At 42.4% G+C, this 23,132-nt stretch carries 10 protein-coding genes and 1 pseudogene; all 11 read right to left on the reverse strand.

What is annotated here, in order from left to right:
• Positions 1-356: 356 nt before the first annotated feature.
• Positions 357-1,193: pseudogene (locus DXB58_RS17910) on the reverse strand (IS3 family transposase); the annotation flags it as partial.
• Positions 1,194-1,241: 48 nt separating this feature from the next.
• Positions 1,242-2,417: a mechanosensitive ion channel family protein gene (locus DXB58_RS17915; RefSeq protein WP_122137752.1), complete on the reverse strand. Its 1,176-nt coding sequence runs from the start codon at positions 2,415-2,417 to the stop codon at positions 1,242-1,244.
• Positions 2,418-2,555: 138 nt separating this feature from the next.
• Complete coding sequence (locus DXB58_RS17920; protein ID WP_122137753.1) at positions 2,556-4,373, reverse strand: alpha-L-fucosidase; 1,818 nt, start codon at positions 4,371-4,373, stop codon at positions 2,556-2,558.
• A 128-nt stretch (positions 4,374-4,501) separates the two neighbouring features.
• Positions 4,502-7,591: a glycoside hydrolase family 2 TIM barrel-domain containing protein gene (locus tag DXB58_RS17925; RefSeq protein WP_122137779.1), complete on the reverse strand. Its 3,090-nt coding sequence runs from the start codon at positions 7,589-7,591 to the stop codon at positions 4,502-4,504.
• 39 nt (positions 7,592-7,630) lie between these two features.
• Positions 7,631-9,955: a family 20 glycosylhydrolase gene (locus DXB58_RS17930; RefSeq protein WP_122137754.1), complete on the reverse strand. Its 2,325-nt coding sequence runs from the start codon at positions 9,953-9,955 to the stop codon at positions 7,631-7,633.
• A 15-nt stretch (positions 9,956-9,970) separates the two neighbouring features.
• Positions 9,971-11,554, reverse strand: a complete 1,584-nt coding sequence (locus DXB58_RS17935; protein ID WP_117934059.1) for a sulfatase — start codon at positions 11,552-11,554, stop codon at positions 9,971-9,973.
• A gap of 231 nt (positions 11,555-11,785) precedes the next feature.
• Entirely contained in the window at positions 11,786-13,138 is a 1,353-nt protein-coding gene (locus DXB58_RS17940; protein WP_117934061.1) for a PL29 family lyase N-terminal domain-containing protein, read from the reverse strand.
• A gap of 38 nt (positions 13,139-13,176) precedes the next feature.
• Positions 13,177-15,105, reverse strand: a complete 1,929-nt coding sequence (locus DXB58_RS17945) for a DUF5006 domain-containing protein (RefSeq protein WP_117934063.1) — start codon at positions 15,103-15,105, stop codon at positions 13,177-13,179.
• Positions 15,106-15,138: 33 nt separating this feature from the next.
• On the reverse strand, positions 15,139-16,944 hold the full coding sequence (locus DXB58_RS17950) for a RagB/SusD family nutrient uptake outer membrane protein (RefSeq protein WP_117934065.1): 1,806 nt from the start codon (positions 16,942-16,944) through the stop codon (positions 15,139-15,141).
• Between the two features lie 16 nt (positions 16,945-16,960).
• Positions 16,961-20,293: a TonB-dependent receptor gene (locus DXB58_RS17955; protein WP_117934067.1), complete on the reverse strand. Its 3,333-nt coding sequence runs from the start codon at positions 20,291-20,293 to the stop codon at positions 16,961-16,963.
• Between the two features lie 826 nt (positions 20,294-21,119).
• The gene (locus tag DXB58_RS17965; RefSeq protein WP_117934069.1) at positions 21,120-23,105 is read right to left on the reverse strand and encodes a response regulator; all 1,986 of its coding nucleotides are present in this window, start codon (positions 23,103-23,105) and stop codon (positions 21,120-21,122) included.
• Between the last annotated feature and the right edge of the window lie 27 nt (positions 23,106-23,132).

Here is a 23,132-nt window from a genome sequence, read left to right on the forward strand (position 1 = left end):
CGGGACTTACACCCGTTAGATAATGCTCATGCCGAGCGTACAAAGTTCTCACCACTATGAGAATTTTTTCTCATAATGGTGAGAATGCTTGAGAATTGTACTTCCCTGCTAATGGTTGACTAGTTTATTTCTTATCCCTGCTTTGGGTTGACTTGAAAGATTACTAACCCTATCTGCAGTTGACCTTGTTATTGATAATTCCTATATGGGGTTGACTTGTTTCTGTATTTTCTCTACTCCCAGTTGCCTCCCCCTTTTGAAAGCAGACAAAAGAGAGGGATTCCTCGCTTTTTCCTCTTTCTGTCCTGCTAGCAGGGCATTCTTGGTCTTTTCATGGGCAAATGTATATAATTATTTCACATAAGTGCTGCATTTAGATACTTTTCTCTATAGCTGACCCATCTTTTTTTGATAGTACCTACCATTTCCCTAGCTTGTGCAGGAGTAAGCATATCCAAGCTCATATGGGGCCTTTCGTGATTGTAGAAGTGGACAGCCGTTACTAAAGTTTGACGTACTTCTTCCATTGAACTAAAACGTATTCCTTGAAGCAACTCATTCTTTATAATACCATTCACACGTTCAGCTATGGCATTATCCTTCGGATTACCATCTTCTGTCATGCTGGGAAGAATATCATTTTGCCGCAATATAGTAATATAATCCGCACTGGCATATTGTACCCCTCTGTCAGAGTGATGTATCAAGCCTTTAAGCTCCACTGAGGATATGTGGCCGATTGCCATTTCCAGAGCTTCCACCGTGTAACAGCTTCCCAGAGTATCACCTACACAATATCCGATTATCTCCTTGGTATAGGCATCTGTAACCAGAGACAGGTAACAAAACACATAACTGCCATCCGGCAACCAAATGGGAATGTAAGTAATATCACTTACCCACAGCTGATTAGGATGATCTACCAGTAATGTTCGTGTCAGATCTGGATATCGTGGAAGATCGTGAGAAGAATCGGTCGTACGGGGAGCCCGGAGGCGTTTACGCACTGTCAACTTATACTTCGATAATATATCACAGAAGCAGTCACGACCAACGCAAGCCAGACTAGTACCAAACTCATTACGGTACATCAGCCACAACTTTTCACCTCCAATTCCAGGATCTTTTGCACGTACACGCTTTACAAACTCAAGTACAAAATGTTCACGTATATAGCGGTCCATGCTATGGTCAACATACTTATAAAAGGCTTGCTTTTATACTTACCTGATAATGGTTGACTAATCCGAGTACTGATAAACTTTTAAATCAAACTTCGGAACCATTGCCAGCAAATGATCGAAGATATCGGACTGGATACGCTCGTATTCTTTCCAAACCTTATTACGAGAGAAGAAGTAAACCTGAATAGGTACTCCGTACATGGTAGCTTCTTTTTGGCTGATAATCAAATCCAAATCCTGATTGACCACAGGCAGACTGCACAAATAGCGCTCAATATACACCCTGTACACTTGAGAATTGGTAGGAACCACTCCTTCTTCCGGTTGATAATCCGCCATTAATGGAATTTCTTTCCGGTAACGGTCCAGCATTTCCGGCGTACAGAATTGAAGTGTAGTTAAATCCAAAGTGATATTCTTCATCACCCGTCGTCCTCCCGACTGTGTCATTCCCCGCCAATTCTGGAAAGTACTGCTCACTAATGTATAAGGAGGGATAGTGGAAATGGTATTATCAAAATTCTGAATCTTGACCGTATTCAATGTTATCTCCTGTACCGTACCATTTGCGTCGCCGGAAGGTAACGTTATCCAGTCGCCCGGACGGACCATGTCATTGGCAGAAAGCTGAATACCTGCCACAAAGCCTAATATGGAATCCTTGAACACCAACATCAAAATAGCTGCCGAAGCACCCAGCCCGGCAAACAAAGTGGCAGGAGATTTATTCACGATAATGGCAACGATTACAATTCCACCTACAAAGAAAAGAAGCACCTGCAAGACCTGGATAAACCCTTTCATCGGGCGGTCCTTCATCGTTTCTTTTCCGTCATAGATATCCATTATCATCAACAGAATCCCATTAATAGCCAATAGTAAAGAGAAAATAATATAAACGACACACGCCTTTTGAGAAATCAACAACAACTCTTTTCCCCGGATAAAAGCCATCGGCAACAAAGCATAAACCAGAAAAGCCGGGATGGTATGAATCAAATGATGAAACACCTTGCGCTTCATCATCAACGTATTCCACTGATGGGGCTTCCGCCTCGTATACTGTTTCATTCCTCCGATCAAAATCGCCTGGCAGAGGTAATTCAAAACGATGGCAACCACTATCATCAGTAAAGCCATAATAGTCTCATCAAAACGATCGGCAACGGCCGGATCTATTCCCCAATTTATGAGGGTTTTATTCATCCATTTTCCTAAATCTACTACTAACATAACTTCTGTCTTTTTTAATAAATAACAGTAAAATATTCATTTGGTTTAGAAAAAAAGAGACCGGCACCTGATTCATTAAAAATCAAGATGCCGGCCTACACTGCTATTCTCTAAACATATCTTCCGATGAGGGCTCTATCAGGGAGCCACCATCACTCCTATTTCATCCATATTTACTTTTGCAACGGCAGCATCAGGCGTAGTGGCCTCCAGTTTAATGAAACGCGCCTGCACTTTCTGATTGAAAGCAACCGTCTGTGGCAACGGATTATGCATGATATTGCTGAACTCCCCACTGGTAGGAACCTCTTTCCAATTCTTGCCATCCATACTTACAAAGAATTTATAACGGAATGCCATCGTCGGCTTTGCCTCCGCTTTCGCGGGAGCATACGTAAAACTGTTCAACGTTACTGTCTTTCCCAGATCAATCGTTAACGGAGAGGCAGCCACTTGTTTCCATCCGGAACGCGGCAAATTATTCCAGTCTTCTTTCGTTGTTTCTTCCTGCAAAGGTTCCGCATAATAGGCAGCAACCTGACTAATAAATGCAGTCAACCGGCATTCGTCTATTTTCACGCGGAGCTTACTGGCCTTCACTGCCGGAAAACGCAACATACGCTTATATCCTATCGTCGTACCTTTTCCAACTTCCTTCCAGCCATTATCAGTCAGGGCTTCCACCGTAAAGGCTTCTACCCGCTGCCCTTTCGTTATATCTTCCTGAAGCATCACCACATTCATCTCTGCATTCGGCTTCAATGAATAAATCTTTTCACTGCCAGGGGTTGTATTCCAGTATTTTCTACCATTCACAACCTTGTTAGAAGCGAATACCCGCTCACGATAAGCTGCAAATTCATTCAATCGCCGCACATCGGCTTCATTAATCAGTCCCCTACGATCCGGAGGAATATTCAGCAACAAAACAGAATTATAACCTACTGATTGAAAATAGATATCCGCCAAATGTTTCAATGACTTCACTTTGCTGTCTTCTTCCGCATGATAGAACCATCCCGGACGAATGGATACGTCCACTTCCGAAGGATACCAGAATAATTCCGTAGCTTTCTCCAATATCTTACGGCTTCCCAAATCTTCCGCTTTACCAAAAACTCCCAGACGGTTATTATTCTCTTGTGAACGGGTATATATGCCGGGAGTTAGCACAGTTGCACTCCATTCTGTTTCACGTCCTAATCCTTTTTCGTTTCCTACCCAGCGGACATCATCCCCCATAATTGCCATCACAGCTTTGGGTTGAAGGCGTTGGATGGTCTGATAGAAAGCATCCCAGTCATACACCTGTTTCTTTCCGTTCGGACCTTCTCCATTCGCTCCGTCGAACCAGACTTCATGCACTTCGCCATAATTGGTGAGCAATTCAGTCAGTTGCCGGATGAAAAATTCATTGTAACGGGGAGAGTCCCCGTAACATTCCGCATTCCGGTCCCAGGGAGAAAGATATACTCCAAACTTCATATCATATTTATCACAGGCAGCACGAAGTTCTTTCACTACATCGCCTTGTCCGTTTTTCCAGGGAGAAGAGGCTACGGAATGTTTGGTAGTAGCCGTAGGCCACAGGCAGAAGCCGTCGTGATGTTTGGCAGTCAGAAGCACCATTTTAAAGCCGGCTTCCTTGAGGGTACGCACCCATTGTTCAGCATCCAGTTCCGAAGGGTTAAAGAGTGCGGGATCTTCTTTTCCGTCACCCCATTCACGCCCGGTAAAGGTGTTGATTCCGAAATGGAGGAAAGCTGTCAGTTCCAATTGTTGCCAGGCATATTGCTGCGGAGTGGGCACCAGCCGTGCTGCCATATCGACTTTCTGTTCGAGAGTTGCACCTTGAGGAAATTCAACATGCTTCACATAATAGTTTTCTTTTTTCTGCGCCTGCACTCCGCTCATGAGAGCAACAGACAATAAAAGAGAGGTCAGTAGTTTATTCATGGTCTATTATTTATTGCAATCGTACAAAGATAAAATAAAGGTGCAGATTTCACGATTATCACGGAATACTTTCTTACGATATTCCATCCAATCAGTGTAACCCCCACCTTTATATATTATCTAAAAACCTATTGATTCAGTATCCATTTCACCGGATAAAGGGTAAATTCAAAACTCTGTTTCCTTAATGGAACCAAGTATTGCGGTAATACTCCGGGGCCACAAGTGGCCGTTCCCACACCTGCCTGTTCGGCATCCAGATGTACTGTCAGCAATCCATCACGTTCCAGTTCGTTGATATGGCGGGCTTTCTCTAATAATACATCCGAGAAAGGAATGATACTAAACTGGAAAGCACGATCCGACTCAACAAAGATGCCTTCGCCGGAAGTATCTGCCAATTTCGCCCAACGTACATCGGTGCGGTTGCCCGTAGATTGCGGAGCAACATAATAATGGAACATCCGTTCCGGTGTAGTCTGATATACACCGATTTTGCCGGATTGATTGCGGTCAGCGTATGTTTCATTGTCCCCGCGTCCCAAGTAAGAAACCTGATCGTAAGAGTTCGCTACCCGGAATGTCAAGCCCAGACGGGCCATGGATTTCACGATGGTCGTATCGGGCTGGAAAGTAGTGTGTACCTTCAGTGCACCGTTTTTATCCAACGAATACACAAAATCGGCTGTTCCTACCTTTTGATTTTTCGCATTTAGAATTTCTACACGGGCGGTAGTCGAAGTCTTACTTTCCTTCAGTGATATTACTTTCTGGGTCAGACCATCCAGTCCTGCATCACGCCACAGGCGTGCGCCGTTTTTATCCCGGTTGTCATTATCCGTTGCCGGGCGGAAAAGGCTCAATGTCAGCGGAGCAGCCAATAAATCTTTGCCGTTCAGGTTCAATGAAGTAAGCGCACCTGTTTTCTTATCAACGGTGAAAGTTGTTTCACCTGCTTTTTGCGGACGGTAGCCTGTGTAATTCTTATTACCGGCAAGTACAAACTGGTCGTATGCCACTTCCCAGTCCTTATCTATCATTGAAGAAGCTTCACGACGGGTCCAGCTGATATTCAGATAAGCCTCACGAACTGTATTCGGAAGTTTTACAGCACCCAAAGTAATATCGACGGTGGCGTGCGGCGCACAATCAACCGTTTTCGTACCTTCCGCCAAGATCTTACCATTATCTGCTGTCACATTCCAGGTCAGTATATACTCGTTCAAGTTAGAGAAGTCGTACCAGTTCTTAACACGGATATTCAGATTCTTCTGATTTGCCATCGTTGCTTTTATGTTCTGATATACTTTCTTTACTTCGAGCAAATGCGGGTGCGGTTCACGATTAGCGCCTACCAAGCCGTTACAGCAGAAGTTGCCGAAACTTGGAATTCCTTCCGGTCCGTAATCGCCGCCATACGTCCAGTACCATTTACCGTTCTTGTCTATTTCGCGGAATGACTGATCCACCCAGTCCCAAACGCAGCCGCCTTGTGCCATCGGGTTGTTTTCAAATACATCCCAGTATTCTTTCAGTCCACCGCAACTATTACCCATTGCGTGAAGGTATTCACAAAGAATAAAAGGACGATAGATGTCTTTCTGGTTTACATACGCTTTGATGTCATCCACACCGCGGTACATACGACAGTAAATATCTGTGTTATAGTTCAATTCGGCACGTTCATACTGCACGGGACGAGTTTTCTCTACCGATTTCAGCCAGTCATAGGTACGTTCGAAGTTGATTCCGTTTCCGGCTTCATTTCCCAACGACCAGATAACGATAGCCGGGTGATTCTTGGAACGTTCATACATACGTTGGGTGCGATCCATGTGCGCGGTCAACCAGGTACTATCCTTGGCAAGGGAAGCAGGCCCGTATCCCATTCCGTGAGATTCGATGTTTGCCTCATCAATCATGTACAAGCCGTAACGGTCGCAAAGTTGATACCAGTAAGGATGCGTGGGATAATGCGAGTTACGTACGGTGTTGATATTGTGCTGCTTCATCAGTTTGATGTCCAGTTCCATCAGTTCCTTGCTCACGGTACGTCCCAGCTGGGAGTGTTCGTGGCGGTTGGTTCCCTTCACCAGTACCGGAACGCCGTTGATACAGAAACGTCCGTCTTTGATTTCCGAGGTACGGAAACCTACTTCACAGCCGGTCAGTTCAGTGACCTTGCCTTGTTCATCTTTCAGTTCGAGCACTAATGTGTAAAGATAAGGATGCTCCGCACTCCAAGCCTTTACACCGGGGAGCTTCTTTTCGTCAAATGCGATAAAATTGCTCAATCCACGGGATTTTATCCGGATGGCATCCTGCAAAACTGCTTTGCCTTCAGCATCTTTCAGTGTATAAGCAATGGAAGAAGCAGTAGCGGAAGGTCCTTCCACGGCCACTTCAAGTCCGAAAATACCATCTTTGTATTTCTCTTTTTCTAAAGAAGCATTCAGTTTATAGTCTGCAATGTACTGCTTGGGGGTGCTGTAAAGATACACGTCACGTTCGATGCCGCTCAAACGCCACATATCCTGACATTCCAGATAAGCGCCCGAACTCCAACGGTATACCTCCAAGGCGACCACATTTTCGCCTTCATTCAGGACATCTGTAATATCCCATTCGGCAGCCGTCTTTGATCCCTGGTTATATCCCAGTAATTTTCCATTCACCCATATATAATAGAAAGAAATAACTCCTTCACAACAAAGTACTACCCTACGTCCTTGCCAGTCGGCAGGCACTTTGAAAGTACGGCGGTAGGAGCCGACTTCATTCTCTGCATAAGGTACCAGCGGCGGATTCTTCTTGAAGTTGAACATTTTATCATCAAACTCGTACGTCTCGTTGACATAGATAGCTGTGCCATACCCCTGTCGTTCCCAGTTACCGGGCACGTTGATATCCGCCCATCCTCCTGTATAATAAGAAGGTTGGTAAAAGTCCTTCGGACGGTTATCGGGATTCTTCACCCAATGGAATTTCCACTTTCCGTTCAGGCTCATATAAAAAGGAGACTGTTCATATCCTCCCGGCTTTTCAATGTCGGAAGCGTTGGCGTAAGGCCATACGTATGTGTGAGGAGCGAGTTTGTTCAGTCCCACCGCATATTGGCTTTGCCATTCGGGCAATGGCTGTTGCTGCGCTAAAGTGAAAGTAGTAGCAGCCAGCACTACCGATAAGATAAAAAAAGTTCGTTTCTTTAGGTTCTTCATTGTCATTGTTATTGATGGTATTATGCTATACAATAAATGTTATTCAATCCTGATTTCATCAAAATAAACTCTCGCCTCTTGTCCCGGACGTACATGATCGGCAGGACATACTCCCGCCCCTTCTGCCGTTACACGGACATATCTTGCTTCCGTTCCTTTCATATCCACGGAGAAATCTTCGATAAAAGCTCCTTCACGGAAGATCTCTTCAGCAGTAAAATGCAGACCGGCTATCTCACGATAGGTTTCATTATCATCCGAAACTGCTATGCGGATTGATTTCGGTTTATGTACCGCCATGCCGTAGTTGGTGATACAACCTATGGTGAAAGTATTCAATTTGTCTTTTTGCAGCAAATCTATCGTGAAAGAAATATGATCGCTCTTCTCCCAACAACACCATTCAAAGTCTGTATACTTCAAGCTGCCACGTACCCCGTTCGTCATGAGTTTCTCATTCGGCTTATTTCCGAGGATAGGTTTGCCGGTCGCTTTGTTCCAGGCAATAGGCAACACAAGCGTCTGCCCCATCTGCTCACCTTGTGCAAAAGTAGCACTCTTAATGGTTTGAGCCGCCGTTACTGTTAATGAATCGGTATATAAGGATGAACTTGCCGTCGGCTCGCTGCCATCTACTGTATAACGGATTTCCACATCGGGACGAATACACTCCAGCTTCACTCGCAACACTCCGTTTTCGGGAGTCACTTTATGCTGAATATTATACATGGAACGAGCATAAACAATTCCTTTCTCTGCAAGATGCTCATTATACCTGTCCATTCCTTTCAGGAATAAAGCCCAGTCTTTCTTATCCGGTTGTGTCCAAGCGACTTCTGCCACTGCTGCCAGACGGGGGAATAAAAGATAGTCCACATCTTCCGGCTTGTTACAGAATTCTGTCCACATCGAACCTTGCACTCCCATCAATAAGGAAGCATATTCCGGTTTCCAGTCTTTCTGCACCGGTTCGTAGTCATACACATCTTTCAGTGTGTTATTTCCAAAGTATGTCAACGGCTCGAACCACTGTGGTCCCTGATAGCGAATCAAATACATGATGCGCGCCGGAGTCATGATAAACCGATGTCCCTCTTCCGCTGCTTTCAATGCAGCCTGTCCAAATCCCTGCCAACCAAGAATGATAGAGTTGTCGGGCAGAAAGCTGCTATTGGTCAGTTCATCCCAGCCGATCACTTCCCTGCCTTTACTGCGCACATAGTCGCTGATCCGCTTCATGAAGTATCCCTGTAGATCTTCTTCATTAGCCAGCTGTTCCTTTTTCATCCGTGCCTGACACAACGGACACTGTTTCCAATGTGTCTTTTGAGCCTCGTCACCACCAATATGAATATAGCGTGAAGGGAATAATTCCATGATTTCATCCATCACATTTTGCAAAAAGGTGAAGACACTATCGTTTCCCGCACAATAAATAATTTCGGAATTTCGTCCTCCTAAACCGGGCAGTACGCCGATATATTCTTTCACTACCGGACAAGCCAGTTTGGGATAAGCCGCCAATGCAGCATTGCTATGAGCAGGCATATCTATTTCGGGCACAATCTCAACCTGACGTTCAGCAGCATAAGCCACCATTTCCCGAATATCCTCTTGTGTATAGAAGCCTCCTACCGGGGTAGGTTCTCCCTTTTTCGGATTGCGACGGGCAGGAAAAGGTAAATCCTGACGATCCACCCGCCATGCACCGACTTCCGTCAATCGGGGATATTTCTTTATTTCCACCCTCCAGCCGTTGTCGTCTGTCAAATGGAAATGAAGTGTATTCAGTTTAAGCATTGACATACAATCAATGATACGCAATACATTTTCTTTAGGAATAAAGAAACGGGATGCATCCAACAGCAATGCCCGGTATCCAAAACGTGGTTCATCCTGGATGGTCACGACCGGAATGCTCCATTCCAAATTCTTGTCCGACAAGCTTTCTCTTTCAATGGAGGGAGGAAGTAATTGGCGAATTGTTTGCAAGGCATAGAAAAAGCCTTTATTATCCGAAGCTTTAATAATGATCTCTTGGGGAGAAACTTCCAAAGAATAGGCTTCGCTTTTCAAAGATGGGTCTGTCAGTAAACGGACATTTCCCTCTCCTCCTACATTCAGTTTGGGGGTGAAACCGGCTGTACGAGTAAACAAAGCAATCAAACTCCGGGCAACTTCCGCCTGCTCTTCATTCTCCACCACAAAAACGGTCTGATCGGAGAATAAATGGTTGCCACTGCCCGGCATCATCTGTGCCGGGCGTGGAACCATAGAAATACTGTGTGTTAAGTTTGTATTATCACATCCTGTCACTATTGATACCAGAAATCCGGTCAACAGTATGAAGATATATTTTATCATGATATTATTTCAGGGTTATTCCTTGTCTCTTTCGGGGGAGAATCGGACAGGGTCATTATATTGTTCTTGTAGTTTCAACATCTCTTCTTTCAACTCTTTCACTACCGGTTCGTATTCAGGTTGCTCGTAGAGGTTATGCATCTCTGTCGGATCTGCCTGCATGTCATAGAGTTCCCACCAATTGATATCATTATAGAAATGAATCAATTTATAGCGTTCCGTGCGTATTCCATAATGACGTTTCACCATGTGCTCGGCCGGATATTCATAGAAGTGATAATAAAGTGCCTTGCGCCAGTTCTCCGGATGTTCTCCTTTCAACAGAGGAACAAGTGAGACTCCCTGGATATCCGATGGCACCTCTGCTCCTGCCAATTCGAGGAAAGTGGGTGCATAGTCGATGTTCTGTACCATTTCGGTGATATCCCCTCTACGGTCGAAGCCTTTCGGCAAGCGCATGACAAGCGGTGTGCGCATGGATTCTTCATACATAAAGCGTTTGTCGAACCAGCCATGTTCACCCATATAGAAGCCTTGGTCGGAAGTGTAGACAACGAGTGTATTATCCAGTAATCCTTTTTCTTTCAGATAATCGAGTACACGGCCTACATTGTCATCCAGAGACTTCACTGTCTTCATGTAGTCGCGCATATAACGCTGGAACTTCCAGTTAGCCAGTTCTTTTCCTTTCAGATTTTGCTTATAGAAGTCGTCGATAATCGGAGCATAGAATTTGTCCCATGCAGCACGTTGTCCTTCGTCCATTCGGCCCAAGAATCTTTCATACAGTGATTTTAACCGTGAGTTTTTGTCGGGACGCAGCATTTTGAGGTCATAGATCATATCCATATCTTTCACAATGCTCATTTCTTGTGCGGCAGCAGCCGGACGACCTTCATAATCATCAAAGAAATTATCCGGCAATGGGAAAGTCTTGTCCTCATACAAAGCCAGATTGCAGGTATCCGCCATCCAGTTACGATGAATAGCCTTGTGATGAATCAAAAGGCAGAAAGGTTTTTGCGGATCACGCTTGTTTTCCATCCAGTCGATGGCATCATCCGTAATAAGATTGGTGATATAGCCGTGTTTCTGAATGGTATCATTGTTCTGCGTGATAAAGTTCGGATTATAGTAGTCTCCTTGTCCGGGGACAATTTGCCAGTAATCAAATCCTGATGGCAAACTCTCAAGGTGCCATTTACCAACTAATGCGGTCTGATAACCGACTTTTCTCAAGAGTTTAGGGAAAGTCTGTTGAGAACTGTCGAAAACGCAAGTGGTATTATCGTAGAATTTGTTTGCACAGCTATGTTTGCCCGTTATCATGCAGGCGCGGCTGGGACCGCTTAGAGAATTGGCTACAAAACTTTGAGTAAAACGTACTCCGTCGGCAGCAATACGGTCGAGATTCGGAGTTTCCATATAGCGAGTGTCATAACAGCTCATCATTTGAGCCGTATGGTCGTCTGTCATGATATAGACAATGTTCAGAGGTTGCTGTTCCGCAGGTTTTTGCTTGCCTGCACAAGAAGCAAGGGAAGCTACAGCAGCTACTCCCGCTAAAGGAAAGAATAAGTTGGATTGCAGTTTTTCCATAAAAACAACTTTATATTAGATTATAGCGACAAAGGTAGGGGATGCCATCTATTCAGACTTCCACAAATCACCAATTAATGTCCAATATTCTACAAATCTTTTTGTTTCACCAAAAAATACAGGAAATCACTATTTACTTGCTATACTTATAAGTGGCAAAAAGGGGGATTTTCCCCCTTTTGATTGAAAGGTATTCATGTCATTAAAAAATCTGATGACAAAATAGACCTTTTACTCTCCTGCTTCGGGAATCGGTTTGATCTTATCCGCTAGTGCACTCCAACCCGCTTTATATGCTTCTACTTTATCTGTCGCTACAAAGATAGATTCCAAAGCATCACAACCTTCGAAAGCCGTAGCATTATATCCTAAGGTAGTTGCTGATAAAATAGTCAAGCTTTTTAAAGCAACACAGTTCTTGAATGCCAGATTGAAAATATTAATAGTCCCCTTCGGAAGAATAATTGTTTCAATGGATGTGTTCTTGTCCTTTTCTGGCAAAGCAGGAAGATTTATATAAAATGCGTTAGCTGGAATAGCCGCACTATATACCAATTCCGATAAATCAATATTTACCACACCACTTGCTGTCTTCAGAGGTGTAGCGATGTGATCTCTAAAACTTGGAGCTCCTCCAGAACACGCTCCTGTCACCTTAATACTCGATACCCCCTCCGGTATTGTGATAATTGCACCTGTATATTCTATAGTAGTCCACTGGATACCCGGGTCTGTAGCTGCCTTAAACGTCACTGTTTTAATTACTGTTTGAGTTTCTCCATCCGAAAGCAAGAAAGCGACTGTAGCTTCTCCGGTTGCCGGATAAACAACTTTCAATTTTGTGTTATTTCCCGAACCTGTCACTTGGATTGCCCAGTTTGAAGGATTGGTATCCAACATTCTCATAATACAGCCTTCCGGAAGCACTATCGGATAAATTTCTTCTCCTGCAGTCTCTTTACTATATTCCGCTGCTAAATAACCATTCCAGTTGATATATTTAGGAAGTTCTACCGTTGCACCTCCGTTCAATGTAATTGTAACAATATTACCCGATTGAGTAACTCCTGTCACAGGATGGGCAACCGGATATGACGGTATCGTCACTGAATTATCTCCAATGGTTAATTTGGTAGAACCGTCCTGATTTGTTTCCATTTTGATAGCATCTCCACTATTTACGTAAATAGTTTTACCATCTACCTGCAAGGGCTCACCGCCCAATGTCCAATACCATTTACCATCATCGCCTTTATCCACGCCAATACTTTCTTCATTCGTTCCACTCACCTCACCGTCTTTGTTGTAAAACAACGTAATAGGAGATGCATGAAGGAATGAGATTTTATAGCCTTCCGTTCCATCTTCTTTTGTCACCTTCTCTACATCGGTAATATAATCTGTAGCAGTAAGAATTCCCTGCAAGGAATTCAGTTGCTCAACCACTGTCTTCTGCCATTTCTCCAAAGCGGAAATTCTCTCTTCCTGTCCGTTGACTGCATCCCACAAATCTCCGTCATCATAGCTACAACTGCCTAATAAAGTTGCCGCAAATACTACACATAAAATTGATTTCAGTTTCATATTATTATCTTATTAAAAAGGTTTATTTATTCAGTTTATTAATAAAGGATCAGATCTTTCCGATATGGCATATCATGATCGGTATAGGTATCGTCGATATAGAAACGAACCCAGTCTATCTCCATACGGGGAATCAGCGCATTCGGATTATTTTTCAACATATTCCTTGCTGTCAAATAACTCATTTCCATTGATGGATAATTCGGAGCCTGTTTACCTAGGAACATCATCGTCAGAATGTAATAAAGTCCCTCGGTATTTACTTTATCTGTAAACGGCCATCTGGCACCATTAGCCAACGCTTGTGCTTCAGTTATGGTTATTGTAGTCTTACCATTGACTCCCATACGCACGGTCTGATTATCCACCCATTCCATCCAATAAATCTGGAACTGATCTATTGTTCCCGCAATGTCAGTTACGGCAACAGTCGGATTATAATGCCGGCTTCCCCCTGTTCCAGGAGCTGTATTTCCGATATGGAAAGTTTGCTCCGCTGATCTTCTATAGCTTAGATTTCCATGTTTGGTGTTATTTTCCATCACGTCTATTTCTCCAAAATCCGGCCAAACGTTCCACTGCGAGTCGCCTCCTACCTGCTCATTACCCTGGAGCCAGATACCCGGTAACATTCCGCTATTTTCTGCACCACGAATGCGTGCGCGTGTCTCGATACGCATTCCCGGATAAATACGGATGTTAGAGGATGCCCAAGTAGGACTATTTACATTTCCTCGCATAAACTTACAGGAATAAAAAGCAGAAGTTCCAAAATCTTTAGTACCATTATTTCCTGGAGTACGCTCTTTCAGTGAAATCATTCTCAAATAACCTTCGTCTGTAACCCATGCATATTTAGCATTATCCACAGAACCTGCAGTTTCTACCGCCGCTGTGTTCTGGTCAGCAAAACCTAAAGGATATTCATTACTCACATATGTTTTATCATTGCTTTCTTTTGTCGTTAAACACGAAGATATTTTATGAAATTCGTATGCACGGAAGAACTTCCATTTTCCTTCCGGAAGCACTTTTCCACTATTCGGATGAGGATCGCCCTCATTCATTACCTGATAATTAGTCTGTCCCCAAGCTTTTATAGCCGCTTCATTTTTCGGTGAAACAAACAACTGATCTGCATCTTCATATAGCCAGCGCTCATCTCTTACCTCACTGCCCATATTCTTATGAATATCAATCTTCTTTATAATCAGCTTCGTATCTTGCAAAGGATAACGGCTAAGAACAGGAATTGTAGCAAGATCAAGAGTCAGCTCTTCATCCTCGGTAGTATTCACATCTTTTATCATAGTAACCGGCGCACTTTCTACCGAGTTCGCTCCGGCAGGAATAGTCAATTCTAAAGGAAGATTTTCATAACGTTCTCCTTCTCCGGCTTTAGGAGTAATAGTAATGGTAAGTTCGTCTTTCAATGTAGTATTGACGGAAGCTACCAATACAAAAGTCTGTCCCTCCTTCACCGTATTATCGGCATTATTTTTCAATGAAACTTTAGAGTAGTGATAGTCACTGACAGTCACAATTTGCAAAGCACCTGCCATTCTATATCCACGTGCAAATGCAGATATTTCGACGGAACGTTCTCTATTCAGTCCTTCTTTCTTTACAGGAACCCGGACGGTTTTAGTCGTCTCTCCCTGCTTCATGGTAACCACCGATGGAAAATCATCAAATACCAACTGGTCGACTGCTCCTTTATCAGTAGTGGCACTCAATCTGATATTCAGATCCTCATTCATCGCTTTTTTTCCTTCTTCCGTACCTGTCACGTCAAAAGTGATTTCCATCACCTCTCCCATTACCAAATCTGTACTATTCAGTGTCATCTTTAAAGGTACAGGTTCTGCCAACGGGCTTACATTATCATCGTCAGAACATCCTGACATACTCACTGCCACCAATATAAGCAGCATCCACAAATATGTCCATTCTAAAATCTTTTTCATACAGTATATCTTTAATTATAAAGTCTATGATTATTATTTCCACCCCGGATTCTGTTTCATCTGCTTATTCAGTTCCAGTTCACTTGGAGGAATAGGTAACAGATAGTCTCTCTTAGGATTGAATTGATAACCACCCGGTATCAACTCCTGCAAAGGATCCATCCATCCGTTGCCATCTACCAATACTTTGGCCAATGCTTCATGTTTATCTTCCGCAAATGATTTGTATAAAATACCATCATGTCCCAAATATGCTCCTTTGCCACGTTTGCCAACAATTACTTTATCAGCAGCCCAACGCATCAGATCATCCAGACGATATCCCTGCAATGCCAGTTCCACACGACGCTCACGACGAATCTCCTGCATAACGGGAGTCAACGTATAACCATAATCTGTAAAGTTAGGATCTCTGACAGGTGTCACATAAGTGACTCCGGCACGTGCGCGCAGAGGTTTCAATGTTTTACTTAACACTTCATCATCACATTTGCCCAGTTCCTCGGCAGCTTCGGCATAGCTCAATAATGCATCAGCATAACGCATGAGTACCAGTCCGGTTTCACAGTCCCCCGACACGTATGTCGTATCTACTCCAAGACGAATGTGATACCCTGTTACATTTTTGGCATTACCATCACCTGCCAGAAAAGGAGGATTGATTGTTTTATCACCGGCAGAAGCATCTGCCACTTTCATCGGACGAGAACCTTTCGCAGTAGATTTAAACTTATAGCCAGTGCTCATGATAGTTTCTGTGAGACGCAAATCCCTGCTTTTAAAGGTTTCGTTAAAATCCTTAAACTTGCTATTGTTCGGATCAACGGGCGTTCCATCAGCATTCAAATAGGTATTTACCAAATCTCCGGCTATACCGGCAGGTCCATCCTGATCGACAACTCCTCCACCCACTAATCCGGTCAAAGCATGAAATACACCATCAGTAACCGAATATTTTCTCCAGAACAATACTTCTGAAATGTTGGAATAATCATTTTGATTAAACAGACGTCCGTAAGCATCTCCCGAATTGACTACACCGCCATCTGTTTCTTTCGTATTTAATTTTATACCTTGCTCGAAAAGCATATCTCCCCATCTCAACACTTCTCCAAAGAAATAAGCCGATTGGTCAGTGGCAGCCGCAAATTCATCATTCTTGTGGTATTTCTCCCACGAACCTTCATATAGCGCAACCTGCATGGCAAGCAACATAGCCGCTTCCTTACAAATACGCAAACCGCTGTACTTGCTTCTATTGAACAATAGTTTCTCTGCTTTGTCCAGATCTTCCAAGATAAATTTAGCAACTTCACCACGATCTTTCTGCGGGATCTGCAAACCAGCTATCGTGGCATGTTCATCCCAGAAAGCATCCATAATAGGAATATTACCGAACTTCTTCAACTGAACAAAGTGCCAGTAAGCCCGTAAGAAGTAAGCTTCGCCTTTCAATGATTTTACTTCTTCTGTTTCCATGTCTTCCGGTACCAGGTAATAGTGAAAGAAATAGTTCACATTACGCAGATTCCTATAACCGTTTTCCCAGTCTTCACTGCTGGAAAACAAGGTTTCCTCACCATTCAGACGCTTATTGTAAATTTCAGAAAGAATATTATCACTGTTCTTTTCTTCTCCACGCACTCCCATCCCGAATTTTGCCAATGAAGGAAGCGCTGTATAAAGACCATTGATATATCCACGCACTTGGGCTTCACCGGACAAGAACGATTCGTTGTTCGGCACGGTAAGCGGCTCACGATCCAAAAAGTCGGCACAAGAAGATACACATGTGCCAAGACCTGCCATCAATACTATATATAAATAAAATCGTTTCATACTTCTCTATTATTTATTAAAAAGTAAAATCAAGACCAAACACAAAGTTTCTGTTCATCGGATATACTTTACCGTTACCGTTTTCATTGGCAGCGGAGGTAAGTCCCGGTGCTGTGGCATTGCTACCACCCGCCCAAGTATTTACCTGATTCAATGTTTCAGGGTCAAAAGCCTTAGGCAACTTAGTAATAGTGAACAGATTGTCACACGTAAAATATACTCTCAAATTTTCCAGTCTCATCGTTTTCAGGAGTTTCTTGTCGAATGTATAAGACACGGTTAGGTTCTTCATACGCATATAGGCGGCATTGACCATATAGCGTGTTGTATTGTAACCAATATTTGTATTATAATCTACTGTTTTGGGGTCTGTCAGACGAGGAAGATATCCACGGGGATTCGACGGGCTAAAATAGTCGAGATGTTCTTTAAAGAAGTTCTTTCCACCAAAAAGATAAGTACTTCCCGCTAATGCAAAATCACGTTTCGCCACTCCCTGGAATAAAGTAGAGACAGAGAATCCTTTATATCCCAAGTTCAAATTGATACCAAATGAATATTTAGGTGTAGCATTTCCGATTACCTTCAGATCGCCATGATCCTCCAATGTTCCTTTTCCCGGATCTACTTTACCATCACGATTAGTATCCAGATATTTCAAATCACCTACTTGCCAAAGGTTGTCATTCTTAAAGAAAGAAAGGTCTTTACTATTCAGATATGAATCAATCTCCTGATTGGTCATAAACAAGTCATCTGCTACGAATCCCCAGATTTCACCTATATCCATTCCTTCATAATAACCTTTGTTGCGATCCAAACCGGTATGGTTGTTATAAATAATGCCTTCAGGATTGTTATACTTCGTTATAACAGCCTTGTAATTGAATAAATTGAATCCTATTCCATAACTAAAACCACATTTCAACTTATCCTGCCAGTTGACAGAGAGTTCCCAACCACGGTTACGAAGAGTAGCATTATTTATTTTTGCACGATCATCAGGAATGATACCGCTGACAGCCGGAATCGCTTCAGCAGGACCAATCATGTCTTTGGTCGTACGTTGATAAACATCAAACGTTACAGACAAACGATCTTTCAATAACATAAGATCCAAACCGAAGTTGGCAGTATCTACTTTCTCCCATGTGATGTACGGGCTAATCATTTTCGGAGTTAATGAGATTGTTCCTTTACCTATTACATCACCTCCTCCCGGAAGTAACCATGCATTCACATTATTCGGGTCAAGACTCATCACTCCCAGATAATCATATAATCCGGCACCATTCTGATTTCCCAGACGTCCATAAGAGACACGTACTTTAAATTGTGATACCGGCATATTTAAATCGGTAAAGTATTTAGTACGGGCAATGTCATAACCGGCAGAAAAAGACGGGAAGAATCCCCAACGATGTCCCGATGCAAAGCGGGAAGAGCCGTCATAACGTCCGCTAAGTTCCAAGAAATAAGTATTCTGATAGTTCCAGTTGATTCGAGTATAAAATCCCATCGTAGCCCAGTGGGTACGAGCCTCTCCGGCATATACGGTTCCATCAGCATTGTCAAATGAATAAGTATCTTCGCTCAACATTCCATCTTTATACATATATTCACTGGAATTTTCTTGCAATTCCATTTGATAACCTGCCATGATTTTAAAGTCATGATCCCCCCATTGATTCATGTAGGTACTGGACAAACTGGGAGACAGATAGTAATTGAAAGCACTACCGCGTGTCAGTGAACCGAAACGTGTATTTTGCCATCTCATACCCGGATATTGATACCCCTGACGGTTGCCGGAAGTCTCTATAACTTGCCCGTTAGGCAATGCATGATTGCTTTTTTTCAGTTTAAAACTATTATTTTCCACATCCAGACGAGCTTTCATTTCTCCCATGATGTCCCACCCTTGCAGCGGGGTAATAATAGCCGAGAAAGATAATGCATCCGAAACACGGTTCTGATTATAATTGGACTTTTTTAAGTATAATAATTCATTCCAGGTTGGAGTAAAATACTCCGTCTGTTCAATGGGTAATTGAGTCACACGGGTTGGAGCCGTATTGGCTATCGTACCATAAAAAATAGTCTGATTAGCCATCGGGCGATTGATTATGTTTATCGTTGCATTATTATTAAAGTGGAATTTCAACCAATCGGTTGCTGTAACCGAAAACTTAGTATTGATATTATACTTTTTTAGATCATCCTGAACCTGATCCATCAAACCTTCCTGATAAGTATATCCTAAACCAATGTAATAAATAGATTTTTCTCCACCACCCTGTACACTCAAATTATGAGAATGACGTATCGCACGGTCTTTGAAATAATAATCAAACCAATCTGTATTACCATACTGAACATTATCGGCTGCAGCCCAACCGTCACCCGCTTGATTAGGACCGATGCCGGGAAATTCTGCCGAATAAGGATTAGCCATAAAACCTTTCATTTTTTCGATGGTTGCATTTGAGATCTGCGCCGTACGTCCCATATTCACATCCCGCTGATTGCAATAGTTGGCATACTCTAATGAGTTCATCATTTGCGGCATATTAATAGGAGAACTGAAACCAACTGTTCCGCGATAGGTAACACGTGTCTTTTCCTTCCGTCCGCTTTTAGTGGTCACCAATACTACTCCATAAGCAGCACGGGCACCGTACACTGCTGATGCGGAAGCATCTTTCAAAACACTGATACTTTCGATATCGGCAGGATTGACATTCTGCATACTTTGTTCCACACCGTCTACCAATACATAAGGTTCGCCACCATTGATAGAACCAACTCCACGAATATTAAATTTAATTTCAGCACCAGTCTCACCACCTACACCGTCCGCTGCAGCATCTGACGCAAAGTTTAAACCAGCGACATTACCTTGCAGCGCACTAGTCACATCGGTTACCGGACGATTGACAATCGCATCCGACTTAACAGTAGCTACGGCAGCCGTAATTGTATTGCGTTTCTGCTTACCCATACCTACCACTACCACTTCATCAAGTACTTTTGAATCTTCTTTGAGCACGAAACGATTACCCTCCAGTTTCGTTACTTTTACTTCAAGAGGAGAAAAACCTACATAAGAAATAGTTAATGTGGCTCCAACTTTACCTTTTACAGAGAAATTTCCATCAATATCGGTTATGGCACCTTCTTGCCCTCCTTTTACCATGACTGTAGCACCAATAACAGTTTCACCCTTATCATCTACTACTTGTCCTTTAATCATTTGTTGCTGTGCAAATACTCCCGACGGAAACAACAGGAGCAGCATCAGAAGAACAACAAAGCAGCTTTGTTTTTTCATAAGCTTCTTTCTTTTCATAATATTACATTTAATAATAAAGACTTTATTTATTAGCTAACAAAAATAAATCTCAAAGATTATTAGTTTGAAAGAGTTCCTAAAAACCATTATTTGGCAACTCTTATCGGCTACAAAAATAAGAAGGCTATAAAAATAAGATGTTCCAAAATCGCTATTTTATATCCAATTTTGTCTAAAATCATCCATTTCATCGATAAATTATAGCGTTGTAGACATTATTGAACACTTTTCAAGTCAAATAAGGAAATCTATAATTATGATAAGGCCTAACTTTTCTTTTAAGCTGGATACATGTTCTATTTTTCATATCCAGAAAGATGAAACGGTTACAGAAAAAAGTACCCTGGTATAAAAAAGCATTAAGAAATTACATATATATGCATATTAGAAGAGAAATACTACATTTGTTTTCGGATAATATGCATTCTTCCCAAAGAAATTAATAAACTTCCCCGGTGAGCAACAAATCGTTCCTCGGTGAGCAACACCTCCTTACTCACCGAGAAATCTATTCAAAGCCACCGACCAAGATACAAAAGCTCTCTAAAAAGACTATTTGCAAGCTAATTCATCTTTAAATAAGCAACCGAAATAAAAAGCAGAATATTCTCTATATAGGAAAATAAGAAGCATATAAACATAAAAATGAACCAACAAGAAGCATTTTCAACTGTTATACAGTCAAACGACATATAATTTCACACTCTATAAATGAAAATGAAGCGCGTTTTTCTGCAAACTATAAGCCAGTGATCGAAAAATTGAAAGCTGGATGAATGGAATATACATTTTTTCAGATCAGCACATTTTTAATCCAATCCTTTCAGCAACCATACTCTTTCAACGTCTGCATCAACTTTGCTCCATTGATCGGCTTCACCAGATAATCATCACAGCCGGCTTTTAAAGCAGCTACCCGGTCGGCATCAAAAGCATGAGCGGTCAGGGCGATAATTGGAATTTCCGTATTGAATTTCCGAATCTCGGAGGTTGCAGCGCGCCCATCCATAACAGGCATCTTCATATCCATCAGTACCAGATCTACCGCTTGGGTACGAACAATCTCAACCGCCTTCAGCCCATTCGGTGCATGTAGCAGCTGACATTTGTTTTTTAAAATAGAAGATACTAAGAAGAAATTACTCTGAATATCTTCTACTACAAGAATTCTCTTTGGAGACTTCATTTCTCCGGAAGCATGAGATTCATCTTTCTCCCCATTCACTTCTCTTCCAAGCCGTTGACGGGAAGCCCCCGGTTCACTGTCGACCGATTCGAACTGACACGGCAAAACTGCCCAAAACAAAGATCCTTTATTAAATTCCGACTCAAAACCTATCTCTCCTCTGCAAGCCTCAACTATAGCCTTACAAATGGACAATCCCAATCCGGTTCCTTGTGCAAACTCATCCAGTTTCTCGAAACGATGAAACACCTTGTCTTTTTTATCTTCCGGAATACCGATGCCTGTATCGCGAACATAAAGATGGACACTCCCGTTTATCTTTTCATACCTCATTTCAATGGTTCCTTCAGAGGTATATTTGATGGCATTAGTTACAAAATTAGTGAGAATTTGTGCCAACCGGTTCTTATCCAGACGAACAATACAAGACTCATAAGGATTTATAGCAACCAAACGAACCTGTGGATTCACTACACGATGATGCATTGCAGCAGCCAATTCGTTGAAATAAACAGCCAGATCAAAATCTTCGTATTTCAATTCTACCGAGCCAGCTTCTATTTTCGAAAGATCCAGTATGTCGTTAATCAGTTTCAGCAGTAATTCATTGTTGGCATTGATAATCTGGATGAATTCTTCTTTTTCTTCTTTATCTTCCGTCACCATCAGCAAGTCGGAAAAACCTACGATAGCATTTAACGGAGTACGGATTTCATGGCTCATATTTGCCAGAAAAGCAGATTTCAGTTTATCGGATTGTTCCGCCCGATTCCTTTCCTTTTCAAGTTCACCAATCATGTGCTGCCGCTCGGTAACATCATCTACACGAATCACGACACCGTCAACATCTCCCTGTTCATTAAATATAGGAGTAGCAAATACTTCAATGACGTGCTTATTGTCCAGATTAAAAAAGATGGACTCTACCTGACCGGATTTCCGGGCACGTTGCATCACACAATTCTCACAAGGAGTAGTACGATTATGGGCTGTCAGATAGCAAGGTTCTCCTTTTTTGTAAGCCTCATAAGAAAGGCTTTTACTACAAAGTGAGATATTCTCCCATTGTACGATATAGTCGTTTGCAATATACGCTAATCCTGAATTAATATTGTTCAAGACCAATTCATTCTGACGAATCAAATGAATCATCCTTTGCTCGCTCTCAAGAAGTTCTTTTTTCGAGCGCACAGCCTCTTCGTAAAGATTGTCATATTTGTTTTGCCACAAAACACGTTCGGTGACATCTTGAGTTATCACCATATAGTTGGTAATTTCAGACTTATCATTATGTACGAAAGAAACGGTAATCTCGAAGAATTTGATACCGGACAAATGGGTAGGAAAAAGACGTCGCAAAGTTTCAAAATCATATTTTGCCACAAAGCGTACGGTTTCTCCCTTTCGGATCTGCTCCTTGATTTCATCAGAGAAACTGGTGTAGTTGAATAGATTATAGCCCAGAATGTCTTTTTTGTCTTTTATCCCCATTGATCTCAACCGCGAATAATTGACATCTATCATAAGACCATCCTTATCATACAACTCCAAGCCTACAGACAAGTCATTAAAGATATTATGCAAGAAGTTATCAGCTATCCCATTTACCAAAGTCTGTTCCATGCAGCAAAATTTGTATAGTATTACAAT

Origin of the sequence: Bacteroides sp. OM05-10AA, assembly GCF_003439055.1 — a bacterium.
Lineage (GTDB): Bacteria > Bacteroidota > Bacteroidia > Bacteroidales > Bacteroidaceae > Bacteroides > Bacteroides intestinigallinarum.

What these genes read in the sequence shown, in the direction of transcription:
- DXB58_RS17950 (WP_117934065.1), bottom strand. Translation starts at nt 16,944, where the DNA reads ATGAAACGATTTTATTTATATATAGTATTGATGGCAGGTCTTGGCACA.
- DXB58_RS17920 (WP_122137753.1), bottom strand. Translation starts at nt 4,373, where the DNA reads ATGAATAAACTACTGACCTCTCTTTTATTGTCTGTTGCTCTCATGAGC.
- DXB58_RS17965 (WP_117934069.1), bottom strand. Translation starts at nt 23,105, where the DNA reads ATGGAACAGACTTTGGTAAATGGGATAGCTGATAACTTCTTGCATAAT.
- DXB58_RS17935 (WP_117934059.1), bottom strand. Translation starts at nt 11,554, where the DNA reads ATGGAAAAACTGCAATCCAACTTATTCTTTCCTTTAGCGGGAGTAGCT.
- DXB58_RS17915 (WP_122137752.1), bottom strand. Translation starts at nt 2,417, where the DNA reads ATGTTAGTAGTAGATTTAGGAAAATGGATGAATAAAACCCTCATAAAT.
- DXB58_RS17925 (WP_122137779.1), bottom strand. Translation starts at nt 7,591, where the DNA reads ATGAAGAACCTAAAGAAACGAACTTTTTTTATCTTATCGGTAGTGCTG.
- DXB58_RS17940 (WP_117934061.1), bottom strand. Translation starts at nt 13,138, where the DNA reads ATGAAACTGAAATCAATTTTATGTGTAGTATTTGCGGCAACTTTATTA.
- DXB58_RS17930 (WP_122137754.1), bottom strand. Translation starts at nt 9,955, where the DNA reads ATGATAAAATATATCTTCATACTGTTGACCGGATTTCTGGTATCAATA.
- DXB58_RS17945 (WP_117934063.1), bottom strand. Translation starts at nt 15,105, where the DNA reads ATGAAAAAGATTTTAGAATGGACATATTTGTGGATGCTGCTTATATTG.
- DXB58_RS17955 (WP_117934067.1), bottom strand. Translation starts at nt 20,293, where the DNA reads ATGAAAAGAAAGAAGCTTATGAAAAAACAAAGCTGCTTTGTTGTTCTT.